At 56.7% G+C, this 17,198-nt stretch carries 14 protein-coding genes; 8 read left to right on the forward strand and 6 right to left on the reverse strand.

All coding sequences use genetic code 11. The features are described from left to right. Positions 1-21: 21 nt before the first annotated feature. Positions 22-894 (reverse strand): metal-dependent hydrolase, encoded by an 873-nt coding sequence (locus D3878_RS23135; protein WP_233556440.1) that lies wholly within the window; start codon positions 892-894, stop codon positions 22-24. A 473-nt stretch (positions 895-1,367) separates the two neighbouring features. Here D3878_RS23135 and D3878_RS23140 point away from each other — a divergent pair, with 473 nt between their 5' ends. Continuing rightward, the gene (locus D3878_RS23140) at positions 1,368-1,640 is read left to right on the forward strand and encodes a hypothetical protein (protein WP_147384094.1); all 273 of its coding nucleotides are present in this window, start codon (positions 1,368-1,370) and stop codon (positions 1,638-1,640) included. A 5-nt stretch (positions 1,641-1,645) separates the two neighbouring features. Here the strand turns inward: D3878_RS23140 and D3878_RS23145 are convergent, their stop codons facing one another. Together D3878_RS23145 and D3878_RS23150 are read right to left on the reverse strand one after the other, a co-directional pair. Then, positions 1,646-5,134, reverse strand: coding sequence for an ATP-binding protein (locus D3878_RS23145; RefSeq protein ID WP_119787609.1), 3,489 nt, complete (start codon positions 5,132-5,134; stop codon positions 1,646-1,648). Beyond that, complete coding sequence (locus D3878_RS23150) at positions 5,131-6,399, reverse strand: metallophosphoesterase family protein (RefSeq protein WP_119787610.1); 1,269 nt, start codon at positions 6,397-6,399, stop codon at positions 5,131-5,133. Before D3878_RS23150 ends, D3878_RS23145 begins: the two co-directional genes overlap by 4 nt. A 722-nt stretch (positions 6,400-7,121) precedes the next feature. Between D3878_RS23150 and D3878_RS23160 the strand changes: the two genes are divergently transcribed. Both D3878_RS23160 and D3878_RS23165 read left to right on the forward strand, forming a co-directional pair. After that, the gene (locus D3878_RS23160) at positions 7,122-8,207 is read left to right on the forward strand and encodes an AAA family ATPase (protein ID WP_147383884.1); all 1,086 of its coding nucleotides are present in this window, start codon (positions 7,122-7,124) and stop codon (positions 8,205-8,207) included. A 4-nt stretch (positions 8,208-8,211) separates the two neighbouring features. Beyond that, positions 8,212-10,428, forward strand: a complete 2,217-nt coding sequence (locus tag D3878_RS23165; RefSeq protein WP_119787612.1) for a S8 family peptidase — start codon at positions 8,212-8,214, stop codon at positions 10,426-10,428. A 44-nt stretch (positions 10,429-10,472) separates the two neighbouring features. Here the strand turns inward: D3878_RS23165 and D3878_RS23170 are convergent, their stop codons facing one another. From D3878_RS23170 to D3878_RS23180, 3 genes are read right to left on the reverse strand one after another with little or no spacing between them, the layout of a single operon-like run. Further along, complete coding sequence (locus tag D3878_RS23170) at positions 10,473-11,243, reverse strand: ImmA/IrrE family metallo-endopeptidase (RefSeq protein WP_119784428.1); 771 nt, start codon at positions 11,241-11,243, stop codon at positions 10,473-10,475. After that, positions 11,227-11,682: a hypothetical protein gene (locus tag D3878_RS23175; RefSeq protein WP_119784427.1), complete on the reverse strand. Its 456-nt coding sequence runs from the start codon at positions 11,680-11,682 to the stop codon at positions 11,227-11,229. The genes D3878_RS23170 and D3878_RS23175 overlap by 17 nt, the downstream gene beginning before the upstream one ends. Next, on the reverse strand, positions 11,682-12,287 hold the full coding sequence (locus D3878_RS23180; RefSeq protein WP_147383883.1) for a hypothetical protein: 606 nt from the start codon (positions 12,285-12,287) through the stop codon (positions 11,682-11,684). Before D3878_RS23180 ends, D3878_RS23175 begins: the two co-directional genes overlap by 1 nt. Positions 12,288-12,512: 225 nt before the next feature. Between D3878_RS23180 and D3878_RS23185 the strand changes: the two genes are divergently transcribed. From D3878_RS23185 to D3878_RS23210, 5 genes are all read left to right on the forward strand, one after another. After that, positions 12,513-13,616, forward strand: coding sequence for a multiubiquitin domain-containing protein (locus D3878_RS23185; protein WP_119784425.1), 1,104 nt, complete (start codon positions 12,513-12,515; stop codon positions 13,614-13,616). Then, complete coding sequence (locus D3878_RS23190; protein WP_119784424.1) at positions 13,613-15,013, forward strand: ThiF family adenylyltransferase; 1,401 nt, start codon at positions 13,613-13,615, stop codon at positions 15,011-15,013. Before D3878_RS23185 ends, D3878_RS23190 begins: the two co-directional genes overlap by 4 nt. A 10-nt stretch (positions 15,014-15,023) precedes the next feature. Further along, positions 15,024-15,347, forward strand: coding sequence for a ubiquitination-like system serine protease family protein (locus tag D3878_RS23195; RefSeq protein ID WP_199688232.1), 324 nt, complete (start codon positions 15,024-15,026; stop codon positions 15,345-15,347). 229 nt (positions 15,348-15,576) lie between these two features. Continuing rightward, positions 15,577-15,897, forward strand: coding sequence for a hypothetical protein (locus D3878_RS23200; protein ID WP_119787613.1), 321 nt, complete (start codon positions 15,577-15,579; stop codon positions 15,895-15,897). Positions 15,898-16,501: 604 nt separating this feature from the next. Further along, entirely contained in the window at positions 16,502-17,056 is a 555-nt protein-coding gene (locus tag D3878_RS23210) for a hypothetical protein (protein WP_119787615.1), read from the forward strand. Positions 17,057-17,198 lie beyond the last annotated feature (142 nt).

The following is a 17,198-nucleotide window of genomic DNA, read 5'->3' on the forward strand; positions in this document are numbered from 1 at the left end:
GGCTTCGTTGTTTTTATTGGCCTAATCCCGGCCCTGCACTACTGAAAAACTGCCCGCATTGGCAAGCAGCCAGCGCTCGGCAAGCGGACTGTTTTCCTGCGCCGGATGGAAGTGCTTGCCCAGGTAAGCGCGCCAGGGGCCGAAAGAATGACGCAACACGCCATCGCTGCCAAACAGGAAGCTGCCGGTGCCAGTCCAGGTCTGGCGCTTCCAGAGGGTGCCGTCGCGCTTGAGGTTGTACAGGGTCTGGTGCAGGGTGTCGGTGGCAAATACCAGCGTGGCGCTCAGAAACCAGAAGGATCGCCAGACGCGCTTGCCGCTTAGCGCCTGGTAGAGATCGAATGCCACCGCCTTGTGCTCGACTTCCTCGGCGCTGTGCCATAGCCACAGGGTTGTCAGACGATCTTCACAACCATCGAAAACGTCCTGGTGTTGCAGCAGCCATTGCGCAAGCAGGGCGGTGAAATGCTCGTATGCGGCCGTCAATGCCAGCATGTGTTTCGGAGCAAAGCCTTCCATTCTTTTCAGCCGGCGCTGCGCCCGCGGGATCCAGGCATTGACCAGGCCATGCCGCTCCAGTTGCGCGTTGAATAAACCATGAATGCGGCGGTGAGTCGCTTCCTGACCAATGAATCCTGCCACCCGGGTTTTGAATTCGGCCTGTTTTTCTTCCGGCAGCAACGGCATGGCCGCACGTACCGAATCGATGAACATCTGTTCGCCCGGGGGGAATCCCATCGACAAGGCATTGAACAGTGCCGTGCGAAAGGCGTCATTGCCGCACCAGTGGCGGTCGATGGGCGCTTCCAGGTCAATCAGAAGGCGTCGCACCGTCAAGGCGGCAGGGGAGGCGGTGTAATCCATGGGACTGGGCGGCGAAGAATGGATTGCCATGATCTGGAATGGTACCTTGTCAACTTGTAGTTATTATTGAAATATAACCTGTGGCTTGAGGTCCGGGTGCTTAAACATTCTCAAAACATCGACCGCTGTTGGGTACCCGCCACGATGGATAACCGCTTTCCTGGCGCTCGGACGCAAAAAAAAAGCCCGCAGACCTTGCGGCTTGCGGGCTGAATCCAATTCAAGAAGAGTTGGAGGAGACAATTAAGATGTTAACCAAATGAACGGGTATCGTCTGCTTTAGATTTCCAATGGGAGATATTAGTTTTTCGTATAACTTACCCCTTTAGACCGCCTGATGTCACCTTTTCCCGAACAGGCTCGCAAAAAATCCACAGTGCGCCTCGGCCTCGCCGTTGCCAGGACTTCCAAACGGATGTGCTGCCTTATGCTGGAATCGGATTTCTTTCATGGCTTATACTACGCAAAAACACCATGTAACCATGTATTCTTGAGGGGATTTAATGAAAAGCAATATGATAGTTGAGCAAGATGGCGAGCAATATCGCGACGTACGCGTCGACTTTGCGCCCAACGATGATTTTAAGAAAGAGGTTTATACGATCAGGCTCTCGCTCGACAAGGAATTCGGCATGATCTCCGAGAGCGACTGGACTTATGTCGCAAGTGAGGGGGCGGCGATTACCGAACTGTCGAAAGGTCCCCCTCCAGATGTATTGAACGCCTATGACACGTTAAAGCCGCAAGCGGAAACTCTTGTGGAAACGGAACGGTAACAAGGCTATAGACTCACCACCGCCAGCAGGCCCCCCGTGACGCACTTTTCCGCGACATCGACCAAATGGCGATGGTGGGTGAACACGATGACCTGGTGTCCTTTCGAAAAATCGCTGATCGCCTTCAGGGCAAAGCCCGCCCTGGCATCGTCAGAGGTCATCAGCACATCGTCCAGCACAACCGGCAAGTCCACGCCGGCGCTGCGCCGGATTTCCAGCGCAGCCAGCCGTAAGGCCAGATACAGCTGGTCGCGTGTTCCTTCGCTCATTTCTTCTACGCGGATATGCGTGCCATTCGATCGCTGCGCCAGCAGGACAGGCTTGGTGTCGGTGCTGTCATCGCTCACCAGACGCACAAAATATCCATCCGTCATCTGCATGAAGTAAGCCGATGCCGCCTGCAGCATCGGTCCCTGGGCGCGTTCGCGGAATCGTTTCAATGCTTCTCCCAGCAGGGCGTGGGCAAGTTTTGAGCGCATCCAGGGTGCGATCGAAGTGCGCACGGTGGCCGCAGCACGTTCCATGTTTTCGCGCGCTGCCGCAGCAGTGTCGGCGCTATCGATCTCTTCAAGCTGGCGTCTGGCCGACTCTTCCGCCTGTCGCGTAGCAAGCATTCGCTCTTCAATGGCTGTCAGCTCCTGCGTTGCGCCAGTTTCCTCCGCATCCATGCGAACGGTGTCGTAATCGTGCAGCAGTTCGCGCAATTCGGCAATGGCACGTGGCGATGCCAATGCGAGGTCTTTGCGGGTGCGGTCGGCGTCAGCCTGGGCCTCGCGCTTGCGGCGCGATCGTTCCTCGGCCTCCGGCAGTTGCGCTGGCGAGGCGACGTTTGCAGCTTCGCACAGGATCGTCAGGGTGCGGGCATGTCTCGCCGCAGTTTCTTCATGTTCTTGCTGGCTGGCGAGGGCCTGGGCCAGATTTTGTTCCGCGATGGCGCGCGCGGTCTCGGTCTCTCTGGCCTTGCGCAGTCTGGCCAACAAGCGTTCGATATACAGTCGCACATCCGCCGGCGGCGCGTCATTCACCGCAATCGCCAGTGTGCCGCACTGTTGCACGATGGCGTTGAGCGCGCCCTGCGCGCGGGATTGCCTGGCAATGCTTGCATCCATTGCGGTCTTGGCAGCCACGAGTGTCTCGAGCTCCACCAGCCGGGCACGGGCGGCTGCCACGCCAATGGCAGGCGGCAGATGAAGGGCCGCGTAGGCCGGTTGTACCTTCTCTTGCGCGGCCGCCAGCGCTGCATTGAACTGCTTTTCGCGTAATGCAAGTTGCCGGACTTGCTCTTCACGCTGCAAGCGCTTGCCGGCTGCGGTATTGAATTCACGCTCGCGCTGCTTGAATTCCTCTTCGATGTCGCTGGCGATGGATGACAGCGCATCCAGGCCGGCATCGGCGGCTGGCGTATAGACGCCGGTGCCGAGGATTGCAGCGTGCATTGCCTTGCTCAGCCGGGTCTCAATGGCAGCGAGTGCCGCCTGTTCGTCCAGCCTGGCCTGCAATGCTTCGCGCAGGGCACAGGCTTCTGCGAACAGGATTTGCCACTCGCGCAGTGCGGCGGGCGCCATGGCAGGCAAATGGTGCGCCGCCAGTTTTTCTGTCCGCAAGCGTTCCTGTTTGGCTTGTCTTGCGTCGATGCTCTCCAGTTCTTGCTGCAGCTTGCCGAGATCGTGTTCCAGTTTGGCTTTTTCACGCAGACATGCCTGCAATTGTGTCGCGCGTTCCCTATCGCTGGCCAGCAGGTCTGCCACGCAATCGGCCTGGCGCACGTCTTCTTCGTACACAGTCACCAACGGTTTGCCGCCTGTGTAGGCATCATCGGACGTGGCCTGGCGATCGACATGAATCGCCCGCACCAGTGACCAGCCAAGATCACGCCGGCTGCGCGCAGCAAGCACCTCGTCCATCGTCGGCACGTCGCCATCGGCGAGCAGCCTTTCGCGCTCTGCCGTCCGGGCATCGAGCGCAGCATGGATCTCGCCAATACGCTGGCGAAGCGCTTGCCGTTCCGTCTCGTTTGTCTCGTGCGATTTTTTGGCCGCCTCGATCTCGCTCTCCAGTAGCGGCCTTGCCAGGCTCAATGCGGTTTCATCGGCAAGCCCAAGGGCAGTCAGGGTGGTCTTGATCGATCGTTGTATCGCCTTGATTTCCGAGGGTAACAGTGCCTTGCGTTGCAGGCCGGCCTCATGACGCGTCAATTCAATTTGCGCGCTACGCAAGGCGGTCCGCACCTCCGGGGCCGGCGGCGCATGCGCCGATGCTTCGGCGCTTGAATCAGCCTGGGCCTGGGCGGCGGCAGCGTCTTTGTGCTGGTCGAGACGATGCTGCGCCAGTTCCAGTTCGCGCAGCAATTGTTCGACCGAAGCTTTGGTCGTTGCTCCTGGCGCCAGCGCCAGCACGTCCTCTGCTGCCATGTCGTGATGGATTGCGGCGGCGAGGGCGCAGATGCGTGATTGATCGGCTGCGACTTCGGCGCCAGCTTCAGCGATATCCTTGCGCAAGGTGTCGATTGTCTCTGCAGATGCGGCAAGTCTCTCGATCGCCGGTGCAACATCCAGCACGGCCGTATCCAGTACCCATTGTTCCAGCTGCTGGCGCAGGCTCGCCGCCCGATCCTTGGCGAGATTGGCATTGTGCTGGGCTGACGACAAGCCGGCTTCAGCGCCGGCGCGTTCGGTGGCGGCCGTCTCGGGCAGCAGCATGACGCTTTCAAGCGCGGCCAAGGTGACATGCGCGGCATCGAGCGCACGGATCAAGGGGGCCACGGCTCGCAACTCGGTCACCTTCCGCAGCTTGCCATGCACTTCACGCTGGCGCCTTTCGATGTCGGCAAGCTGCGTCAGCGCGAGCTGGTGCTGTTTGAATAATTCCGCCCATGCAGCTGGCTTGACCAGCGCAGTCTTGTAGGTCGACATATGATCGCTGTAATGCCGCAGCGCTTCATTGATGCGCGCATTCTTGCCGCGCGTGCCTGGCATGAGATAGGTCCGTGCCGACTGATCCAGCCGTTCCATCACGCTCGCTATGCTGCGAACGCCGGCACTGGCTTCGAACAATGCTGCGCCGATTTCGCCTTCGCCGGCCAACAGCGCTGCGCCGCCCATGCGCAGGCGTTGATGATCGAGCCCGAACATTGTTTCATATTCTTCCTTGGAGAGGCCGCAGGTGAGAAGCGCCTCGACTTCCGGCTGCACAGGAAGCCCGGTGGCGAAAGTGAGCGTGTTGTTGCGTCCCTTGCGTCGCGTGACGCAGTATTCCTTGTTTTGGCGGTTGACGAATACGCCGCCCAGCTGCATGTCGCGATACGCATGAAGGAAATTGTCCCGGCTTTGCTGTGGTATGCCGTAACGCAAATCGGAAATGGCCCGCAGGGTGGAAGACTTGCCCGCCTCATTATGGCCATGAATGAAAACGACACTGTTTTCATGCGTGCCGAAATCAAGTTCGCGGTCTGTGAACGGGCCGAACGCAGTCAAATGCAGCTTCGAAATTTTCATTGCGCCGCTCCGACGGCTTCGGTTGCGCCGAGATGGGCGAGCACGGTGGCTTCGGCGTCGGCGAGCGCGGCGCGCAGTACAGCGGGATCCAGTGTGGTCGGGTCACAATCGGCGAGGCCAAGGGGCAGGGTGCCCATGCCGCTCAGCTGGGCCAATGCCCATTCCTGCAGTCGCAGATCGTCCGCGGCAATCTCGTCCACCAGTCGGACCACCTCGCCAACCGCGTCTTGCCGTTTTGCTGCCGGCGCCCGGTCCAGCGGCGCACGCAATTCGAGCTGGACTTGTTCAATCCATAAGTCTGCCTCGTCGAAATCTTGCGTAGCCGCCTGAATTGCGGCCGCGATGGTGCCGGGTTGCTCGGCTTCGATACGAACCAGATCCGACTCGCCTGTGACAAGCACGCGGAGGGCATGCAAGCGCTCGCGCTCGCCGGCAACAAGTCTGGCCGCCTGTTGCATGAAATTGCGTGCAAAGGCATCGATGCTATCGACGCCTGTAATATCCAGTTGCGCCTGATGCCAGCGCACCACGTCCAGTGCCACGAACTCCGAATGGCTGATCGTGCCCCCGGTGACGGTCACGAGCTCGCAACCTTTGGGGCCGATTTCCCTGGCGTGGCGGCCCTGCAGGTTGCCCGGATAGACAATCCTGGGGTTCTTGTCACGAACGACTTCCCGGGCATGGACATGGCCGAGGGCAAAATAATCGTAGCCTTTTGAACAGAGTATGTCCACCGTGGTAGGGGCGTAAGGGTCATGCCCGGTGCGTCCGGTCAGGCTGGTATGCAGCACGCCGATGTTGAACATGCCGGCCCTGGCCGGCGGATAGTGCTCGACCAGGTCCTCCGGCACGGCGCGGCTGGGAAAGCTGCGGCCGTGCAAGGCGACAGCGAGCTCATCAATGGTGAAGGTTTCACATGACGTCGATTTGAAAACGTGGACGCCGTCTACCGCCGGGAGTTGCTTGGTGATTTGACTTTCGGCGTCGTGATTGCCCTTGACCATATAGACACGAATGCCTGCACGAGTCAGGCGCAGCATCTGCTCACGGAAGAAAAGACCCGTGCGGAAATCCATCCAGTTGCCATCATAGATATCTCCGGCGAGGATGACGAAGTCGACCTGCTGCTCAATTGCCAGTTCGACCAATGCGATTAAAGCCTGGCGGGTGGCGCCACGCAGGCGTTCAACTGGCGCCCCTTCATAGCTGTCGAGCCCGCGCAAGGGGCTGTCGATATGCAAGTCTGCTGCGTGGATGAATTTCAAAACGATGACCTCGATAAGAGCGGCGCCAGGAGTGTATAAAAAAGTAGTCGGCCGACAGAAATCTATAACTCTTGAACCGCCGCGAAGGCCCATGTTAGCGTCACGGCAACCCTGGAAGCTATAGATTTCTGTCGGTTTTCAGTGACACAAATTTATAACCATTTGGCTTAGCGACAGAAATTTGTAACTATTCGATGACCAAAATTAGTTGCGACACAAATATATAACTTTTCGAGAAGTTGGCGCCATGCGTGCAATATTCAGACAACTCGTATGATTATTTAGAGCGCCTGAGGAAGGGCTATTGCCTTCCTGATCCAAGAAATTAGTGGAAGGACGAAGATCTCGCGCCTCCCACTGAACTCATGAATACGTGCTGTGCTATGCGAACAAGGGCTTTTCGTTTGCCAGCACAAACAAGGACACGTCTGCATACTCCAACCCCGATGGCGACCCTCGCAGTGACTGGAACAACGACAATCTGGTCAAGGCGCACAATTTCAAGCAGCGACCTGAAGCGTTCTATTCGATCTACAACCCGGACACTGGAGCTTACTATCCGTGCGACCTTGGTAAAGCCTGACTTAAATTCCCGACCCCGTGAATGAACACAAAGGAGGTGGTACGCGAACTATTCACTTTACCAATGTGGTTAATTTAAATTAAAATACACATGTCATAATTTACCATTTATCTTAAGCTATTGTTTTGTAAAGTGTTTAGTGGAAAATTTTCCTAAAAAAGAACTCGCCAAGGTTATCCAATCTGGCTTGACCGACTCTCCCAGCGCATTTGCGCTTTCCGTCGGTCGCTTGGTTGCGAAATTAAAGCACGTCGACCTGGAGCTGGCCCAAGAATTGTCGGCGATGCTGCCTAATGGCAGCGCGCTCCGAGGCACTGACTCGTTCACGCCGACGCCGGTCGATATCGATTCGCGCATGCAGCTAGTCGAAGTCCTGTCTCCGGTCATTCTGGACAAAAAGCCGGTTTTAGCTGAAAAAATCAAGGCCGTACTCGATGCCTGCCTCAAGGAATGGGCCAGCATAGACCTGCTTCTAAAGGAAGGGTTGGCGCCGGCACACATGCTGCTCTTTTGTGGACTTCCTGGCACAGGCAAGACCCTGGCAGCGCATTGGCTCGCCCAAGAGCTGAAGCTCCCGCTGCTGACTCTAAACCTGGCGACCGTCATGAGCAGCTATCTGGGCAAAACCGGTAGCAACTTGAAGGCCGTATTTGATCACGCGATCTCGCGCCCCTGCGTGTTACTGCTTGATGAATTCGACGCGATCGCCAAAAGGCGTGATGACGGCAGCGATGTCGGTGAACTCAAGCGTCTAGTCAATGTCCTGCTTCAGGCCCTCGATGACTGGCCAGCCAATTCAATGCTAGTGGCGGCAACCAATCACGGCGAACTGCTCGATCCTGCCGTATGGCGTCGCTTTGACGTCGTCATCAACTTTGAAAAACCGGATGCCCCGTTGATTGAGCAGTACCTGCATGATATGCCCATTACCGACGCCTTCCGGCAATCTCTGGCCAAGCTACTGGAAGGGGAGTCGTTTAGCGCCATTGCGGCGTTGGTGCTGTCCGCACGCAAGCGCGCCTTGCTCGAAAAGACCGAGTTGCAGCCACAGCTTTTCAAGCTGGCTGTGCACTCCTGTACCAGCCGCGGCCATATGGCCAAGCCACTCGACGGCGAAATGTTATTGATGCACCTTGAAGGATATTCGAGGCGGGAAATCGCCGCGCATTTTGGCAAAACCCATCCCACCGTTAGCAGTGTCATCAAGCGTTACCTAGGAGAATAATAATATGCAGGGTACGAACATCATTCTGGGCTATGGTGAAACCCTCACCCATGGACACGCACTTAAACGCGGTTCGGGCGAGAAGAAATACCCCTATGGCATCGATGAGCAACGGCCTTGGCTGGGCGCGCAGTTGACGGCGCTACGCCAGGCTAACGCCGCAGTGCCGGCGATCGCCAAGCCGCGAGATCAGAATGTTGCGAAGATAACCCTGCACCCGACGTTTTTGGCAAAAAGCCATCACCCTAGCACGCTGTTTGCCTCCACAGGGCTGCGTTGCATCGGCAGCCGCGCTACCACCGTTACGCCGCGCAAGGAAACCCGCGCGAAGAAGGAGCCTGAACCAACCCACACTGCGGTGCTGTTTGTTGCGGGGAGCGATCAGGATTTCGACCATCTTGGATTGTTCCTGCGCTCCCACAATACCGCCAAGGTACACCAGCAGGCACTATGCCGTCTGGAGCTGATCAGTCCTTTCGCGTCCACCGAAAAGAATTTTCTCGGCCATGACGCACACGGCGAGGCACGGCTCGAAGTCGTGCTGCATGCCGCCGAAGAAGATCAGGATATCGTCGGCTCCTTTGTCGCTTACGTCGCCACCCTGGGCGGCAAAGCGGATACAAAGCGCATGTTGATCGTCTCGGGCCTGACTTTCATGCCAGTCCACCTCGCCGCCGAAAAGGTGGATGTGCTGGGACTGTTCCAATTCGTGCGCGTGGTACGGGCGATGCCATCGCTTCGCATGGGCGGCAAGCCAATGCGCGCCATCGGGGCGCCTGGCACTGCGCTTCCTATCCAGCCTGCAATTGACCAGAGCCTGAAGGTGGGCATCTTTGATGCGGGCGTCGGTCACTCCAGCCTGGCGCCTTGGGTGAACGAGATTATCTTGCCAGGCACACACAATACAACAGCCGAGTGCTTGGGGCACGGCAACGGTGTCACCAGCACAGTACTGTTCGGTCCGCTGAACAAGACCGCACCGTTTGCGCGCCCCTATGCAAATGTGCGCCACTACCGCTGCATCAGCCCCGGCGTCACCGAGGATCAGGGCGTGCAGGATGTGGATCTGTACAGCGTCCTGAAAAATATCGACACGGTCCTCAAAACGCAGCCACTCGATTTCGTCAATTTCAGTCTTGGCCCCTACATGCCGATGGAAGACGACGAGGTCCATCCCTGGACAGCGCTGATCGACAAGCACCTTGCATCGGGTAGCACGTTCGCGACCGTGGCAGTGGGCAATGATGGCGACAAGCCATGGCCGATGTCGCGTGTTCAGCCACCATCGGACATGGTCAATGCGCTCGCTGTTGGAGCCTGCGATAGCGCCGCCGATAAGTGGCAGCGCGCCCCGTACAGCTCGTTCGGTCCAGGGCGCAGTCCAGGTCTCGTCAAACCTGATGGACTGAGTTTCGGCGGTTCCGATGCCGAGCCATTTATTGTTTATAACGCCCTCGCAGGGCAATTGATGGAAGTGCAGGGCACGAGCTACAGTGCTCCAGCGACCATGCACACAGCTATCGGCATCAAGGCTTCGCTCACTTCCCCACTTAATATGCTGGCCTTGCGCGCGCTGATGAACCATCACGCCAGCCGTGATCCTGAAATGGCCATGAGCGAAGTCGGGCACGGACGCTTCCCGCAAACTGTGGACGAGGTGCTGCAATGCCCGGATAACGAGGTGCGCGTAATTTATCAGGGAACGCTGAAGGCGGGTCAGAACATGCGTGCACTCATCCCGTTCCCGACCATTGCGCTCAACGGCCGCGTGACGCTGCGTGCCACCCTGTGTTTTGCCAGCCACACCGATCCAGAGCATGCTGTGAACTATACGCGGGCAGGTCTAACGGTGCTGCTGCGGCCGAAAAAAAATGTCAGCACCACCATGTCCTTCTTCAGCACCTCGAAAATGTACACGACCGAACTCGAAGCACGCGTAGGCGAACACAAATGGGAAACAACGCTACGCCATGAGCACGATTTCAACGCAACCACGCTCAATGACCCGCTGTTCGATATCACTTACGGTGCTCGCGAGGATGGGCAGGCCGTTGATAACAGCACCTTGCCGCCGCTGCCTTACGCCATGATCGTCACTGTGTCTGTCGAAAACACACCGGGGATCTACAATAATATCCGTCAGCGCTACCAGACGCTGCTGCCTCTGGATATCCGCCAAGAGGTGCGAATTCAGGCCACTGGCCAAGGAGGGCAGAGTTAATACCACTACGACCTGGACTGACCATCACGATTCACTAAGCTCGCTCATAGCCGCACAATAGACAGGATGTCATTGCTGGCAAGTTTTACTGACTGCACTTTGACATCGACCATTCGCAGGTTTTCACCAATAAGCCAACGCAGCGCGGGCTCCTTTTGATCCCGCGTTTTCGCCCCGTTTGCGCCTCTGAAGAGCAGATCCATTGATGGGCTGTCGTGATGTACGACGCCAACCGGGTTGACGTAATGAGGCCATGCTGAGTTCTTAATGGCCCATTTGCGCCCATGCTGGCTAAACATCATGATCATCGCAGGCGAGCGGACGAGTCTGGCAATCCGGATGCCAGTGGCTTCACGGCTGGTACGAAATTCCTCTGCCACGTTCAGAATGAGGTCGATGGATGCTTCTTTACCTTCCGTCCTTGTCGAAACCAGGTAAGGCGGAAGGATGAGGTCCGCGCTGAATATGTTGGCTTCGGCCTCGCTATTTTTTGCGATCTGGTTGTGCTGAGCCAGGTCGGATTTAGAGCATAGATTGATGAGTCCATGTTTTCGATCACGTTCCCAGTGACCCAGCTCATGTCCAATAGAAAATCGTTGCCGCTTTTCGCTCGTGGAGGCGTTCACGGTGATGATCCCGGCAGTTGCTGTTGCGACCAGCCGCGCATCCGCACCGTCGAGAGGGCGGCGCCTGATAGAAAGTCCACGGTCTGCGGCAATCGCTTCCAGATCAATTTCGTCCGGCGTGACAATGCCATACTCCCACAGCAACTTTTCTCCCGGTGAAAGCAGGTTCTCGTTAAATTTCAGGATCATCCTTGATGACACCTAAGTCGAGAAGATCCTGGTATAGCGAACTGATGTCACTATCAGACTGCTTGGTCCCGTTTCGATAAGCGATCGCAAGACTGCTGTTATCAAATTCTGGTGTAGTACTCAGGGCTTTTATCCGCGAACGCATGACGTCAATATCTGGTAACGGTGCCGATTTCGTCGGCGCGGCGCCTCGCAAGGCAAAACCCGCACTTGTCGTACTTTGGCGTCTGAATCCAAGCATTCTTTCTTTCTTGGCGGCTCGAATCTTTTCCGCCACTAGATTTTGATATTGTCGGGCGACGGCATCCGGATCCTCACCATTGTCGACCAGCATTTGGGAAATTTCCTCGCTGGTCGGTGTTTCTTCCAATATTTCTGCGCGAAATGCGGACCGCAATGCCTGCGCCATCGCCAGACGCTTCGTATCGTGGTTGCTCATTATCCTGTCCTTTGGCTTTTCAACTTCGCAGCCCCTCGCTTTAGCCGTTTCCGTGCCGCGAGATACTGGGCGTCATCGAGCTTACAATAGTCCTTGATTTCCGCACCAATTAACTCCTGTTCCATCGCCACCAGAATCATCCAGACCTCTTCATCGTCGGCGAAGTAGGCAAACAGCGCATCGTAATCCCTCAACATCGCTGCGTGCTCCTCGGCTTGCTCCAACACGTCTTCAATACTGTTCTTCGGTAAAGTGCCAAAAGAACTGAGAAACGCGTCATCGTCGACTTCGTCATTACCTACGGCGAGGGCCGAAACGTTGGCGATGTGCTTGGCGTGAAAGCCTTTTCGGTCATTGGAAGCGATACTGCCCATGGAGTTACGCAAGAACGTCATGAACGATATGCTTGACGGGCACCATCTGCGCCGCAAATCAACCGCGCGCGCGACAGCTTCGCTGAAAAGTGCCTGGCCTGTCGCATAAATGGTTCCGAATGCCAACCTCCTGCCTTGGTAGTCCAGCTGACGACACTCGTCCGGCGTTAAGCCTGCGAGCGCCTCAAACACTTCGTCTTGGGTCGCATAGATATCGTTTTGTTCCGTCAAGACCCGCCTCTCCATAAAGTGGGTGCGTCAATTCATACCCTGTATAGCTAGTCTGGGCACGGCCGGAATTCGGACAAAAATTTGTGGCCAGCTCTCAAAAAGTAATTTTGGATCCGGACGTGTCCAGATTTGCGCCCAGCTCAGACTATCTCATCAGGTGGGGAGGTTTTGCACAGATTGGCAAAGCTGCCCTCGATCAATCCATTTACTGTTGAGGTAAGTAAAATGAATAATAGCAAATTTATTCAGATTCAGATAAAGCATGATCCAGCGAACGCTGCCCAGTCGCTTGTCTTGGCGAACGGCGAAAGCGCCGTATTGTCGGACATCACACCAACCGGCCGCCAGATCCTGAACGCGGCGCAGTGCCATCCAACGGTCGATTTCGTACTGCTCCAGCTGCTGTCTGGCCACATCTTGGAGGAAATCGCGCCGGAGGAGGTAGCTAGGCTGGATCCCTCGGAAAGCAACTTCTACGCTTTCCGCACCGACCGGCTGTTCTATTTCGTACTCAATGACAACAAGTACCCGTGGGGCGCTACAGTTCCCGAAACCATTTTGCGCCTGCTGGCCAACGAACCGGCGCATACGCAGCTCTGGATGGAGCGCAGGGACGAAACGGACCGACTGATCGCACCGGGCCAGAGCGTCAACCTATCGGGCGAAGGTGTTGAACGCTTCTACACGAAGCTGCTGGCGTGGGAACTGGACGTGCAGGGTGTAGAGATCAGCTCGCCAGCGCCGACGATCACGGTTCGCCACGCGCTGGAACTTGCAAGCATTAACCCAGACCTGCCGTGGACGTTCATTCTGAAGGTGAAAGGACGGCCAAAAGAACAGGTCGATCTGAATACCGTCATCGATCTGACTATGCCCGGAATTGAGCGCCTGCGAGTCATGCCCAAAGTCATCAACAATGGCGAAGGTCCTTGCCCGCACCGTCAGTTCTCCTTGCTCGAAAAGGACGAGAAGTTTCTCGACGCGGCGCCATACCGCTGGGAGACGGCTATCGACGGTGAGCGTCGCTGGCTGCTGTTGCATGACTACCGGCTGCCAAGGGGCTACCAGCAGTCTCACATCGCCCTCGCGATCGAGATTCCTTTGCTTTACCCGTCGGCTGAACTCGATATGTTTTACTGTGCGCCGGCAGCCGTCCTGCAGACCGGCACGCAAATACCGCAGACAGAGGCGCAGCAACCCATCTTCGGTGAGACGTTCCAGCGTTGGTCGCGCCATCGGGAGAACAGGGTGTGGTCGTCAGCCGACGACTCCGTTATCACCCATCTGGGTCTGGTAGAAGAATCTCTGCTGCGTGAGGTGGCGGAATGATCCGGCACGCTAGCCTGGCCTTTTCAGCTCCGCAGCATGCTGCGGTTAAGGCACACCTGTTCCCCGGTGACGGCAAGGAGGCCGCAGCAATACTGCTTTGCTCCCGTGTTGTGGGCACGCGCATCAAGCTGCTGGTCCAGGAGTATCTCCTGGTCTCGCATGAGGACTGCGAGCGGCATCAAGATTTTCTGAGCTGGCCTGGCGACTACGTCGAGCAGGCGCTGGGGCTGGCTGACCAGGACGACTTGTCGATCATCCTGCTGCATTCGCACCCCGGCGGCCTCTTTGCGTTTTCCCAAGCGGACCGTGAATCTGACGCCCAGGTCATGCCGGCCATCTTTGCCGGGCGCGCTAAACGCCACAAGGATACAATCTGGCACGGCAGCGCCATCATGCTGGAAGACGGCGCCATGCGTGCCCAGCTGTACGACGAACATTATCGTGCGATGGCCGTCGACATGGTCGGTGTTTACGGTGACGATCTGCGCTTCTTCTGGGTTCCTGATCGGTTCGTGCCAACAACCACCAGCCGGCCGATGGCCTTTTCCGATGCGATGAGCGATGAACTGGGCCGGTTGTCGGTATGTGTCGTGGGCACCTCCGGTACCGGCAGCATCGTGGCCGAACAGGTGGCCCGACTGGGATTCGGCGAAGTCATACTGATCGACTACGACCGCATGGAGAAGAAGAACCTCAACCGCATTCTGAACTCGACACTGCATGACGCGCAAACACGCCGTCTGAAGGTCGATGTCATCTCCGAGGCCATTCAGTCCTGCCGCTCGCAAGTTTCAGTCAAAGCCATACCGACAGGGATTGGCTGCCGCGACGCGATTCTGGAAGCGGCGATGGCCGATGTGGTCTTCTGTTGCGTCGACAGCCATGAAGGCCGACAAATCTGCGACCTGATGGCGAGTGCCTTCCTGCAGCCGCTGTTCGACGTCGGCGTCACCATCCCGGTACGCCAGCGTGGTCCCGATTTGTTTTCTATCCTGGAGGTCGCGGGCAGGATTGACTATGTCTGGCCTGGAGGCAGTACGCTGGCAGATCGCGGGGTCTTCACGCCCAGTTCCGTGGCAGCCGAATATTTGGCACGGGCAGACGCAGCTGTTCATGCTGCGCGGGTCGGGGAAGGGTACATGCCAGGCTCTCATGAGGAAGCACCATCGGTGATATCGCTGAACATGCGGGCCGCAAGCGCGTGTGTGATGGAATTTATTGCGCGAGCTTTCCAGTTCCGTCATGACCCTAACGCCCTCCGCGCCAGAACGCTATTCAGCCTGGCGGCGTGCGAAGAGGAGTACGCCCCGGAGACAGACTTTGCCAAGGCGAAGAATTTAACTTTGGGCCGCGGAATTAAACGCCCGCTGCTCGGACTTCCTTCACTCGAAGGCTAGGAGATTGACGATGTGGACATGGCTCGCCAATTGGTTTGAGGCGGTACAGGAGTGGTTTTCTCCCCGACGCAAGGTGCTTATCCGTGAAGGAGACACCTTGCCATCTGCGATGCCGAAGCGGGATTTGATACTCCTCCAGGACGACGGAGAGAACTGGTCAGTGGGATTTCGCTGCCCTTGCGGTTGCGGTGATGTGATCGAATTGCTAATACTCCCTAACGTTAAGCCGCGCTGGGATATCAAATCGATCATCGTGGACGCCCAACACTTTTCTCCCTCGGTGTGGAGAGAAACCGGTGCAGATCGCATTTTTGGGTCCGTGACGGGAAGGTAATATGGTTAGCGATACTTAGGCGCAGCCAATACGGCGCGAGACAACCGCAACGCAGTGTCAGCAGACTTAGGCCATTTATGAAGAAAAAGGAACTTGTGTGCCACGTAGATTAGGAAGAGAGAATTGGGTTCAGGCAGCAATAACGGGAGCATTGGAAGTGTATTGCAGCACTGGCGGCCGCCCACAGTTCCGTCAGTTCCCTCCGTTCGCCAACCAGCAAGGCGATCGAATGCGTCAGTATTGCGGTGACCTGATCGGCATGCTCGATAACGCTCAGACTATTTTGCTGGAGATTAAGGAGCGTGAGTGCCAATACAATATTCTCAAAGAATTTGACGAGGTGCAATTTGACCACAACGTTAGGTTCGAAGATTTGGGTGTGCCAATCGCGTATGCCTACAATCAAGTCCCAAACTTGGAGTACAACAAATTACCACGTGCGTCTAATTGGCCCGAGATCACGCTCAGCCAAATCAAGCGAGCCACGCCACGGGAGCTGCCTGGCACGCATCCCGATCTTAGACCACGAGACGCTGCTGGATTGGCTTGAAAATGATAGCGCAGGGGATATCACAGATCTGATCGGCAGGATGCAAGGCGCCATTAGGTGCCCGGGAGACCTGCGCAACGGCGTCTTGGTCCTGCTATACGGTGTTTCTGATAACGCCCTTACGACCCTTACTCCGTCCCAATTGTTGGAGGTTGTGAATTGCGTCAGCAATAACAGCACCTTGAATCAGAGACACTTCCTTAAGCTGCAGCGCATTCTTGGCGCGGAGTCCGCCGTATTCAACGCGTTTAGTGCCTCCCGGCCAATTCCTACGGCTCTGGCACCAGACCCTGACGATGCGCCATCGAAATGACTCTGACGGCCCGTCGCCATAAGGAATACGGCCTCGCCAATAATCTGTAGCTGTCAGTCGCAAGTGCCGACGTTGATGGAGGCAACGCAAAAGGAACACGCCGCTGTTTTTTGCAGGTTACGGTTGCAACAAGTGCCAAGCGCGAGAGGGGGATTCGGGTTGAGCTACGACGTAGCAAGTCGGCAAGTATTGTTCAATCTTCTCCTCTCTTGTAGAAAATCAAAGATGGAATCGGCGGTTCGACTTCTCATCTAAATGTGATTATGCAAATGACGATTCAAGGTCGAGACAATGGCTGTGACCGAAAAACCTCCAGGCAAAGGTCGGCTTGGAACCCGATTCCGCGGTAAGCTCGCGTCCGCCTATGGCCAGCGAGCGCACCATGAAAGCAACCTTTGGTATGTCTACAGCCCAAGAACTAATTCCGACTGGGTATTGCGAGGCGATCTGGAATGGGATCATTTCGTCTTGTCCGAATCTGACGTACGAATCAAGAATATTGATTTTTCTCCCGCACCAGTAGCAGGTGTATTTGACGATGGTACTCACTATCAAACTATCTTAGATGCAGTCGTAACCTATCATGATGGCGCAATCGAATGGCGCGAGGTCAAGCCACTTGATGCGTCCCGGTCACGAACGGAGCGTCAGCACCGTGCGCAGCTTGAGGCGACTCGCGTTGCTAAGGTCGCGTACACGCGCTGGACCGAAGTGGAGTTGCATGCTAATCCGTTGAAGTTGGCCAACTGGCGCCGGGCGATCGCATGGATGGCCGCCGCGCGCGACTATCCATTGGCACTACAACGTACAGATCTAGCGGGTATTTGCACATCCATGAAACAGTGACTTGGGTGATCTTGCACTCTACGTTGGCGATGCCGCCTTCCCGCTGTTTATGGCAGCTGCACTGCGCAGCGTTCAGTCTGGCGACTGCCTCTCCGATCTCGATACCAATCCGCTTTCGAATAGAACTGTCTTGACGAGAGCG

Source organism: Noviherbaspirillum sedimenti (genome assembly GCF_003590835.1).
GTDB classification, from domain to species: Bacteria; Pseudomonadota; Gammaproteobacteria; order Burkholderiales; family Burkholderiaceae_D; genus Paucimonas; species Paucimonas sedimenti.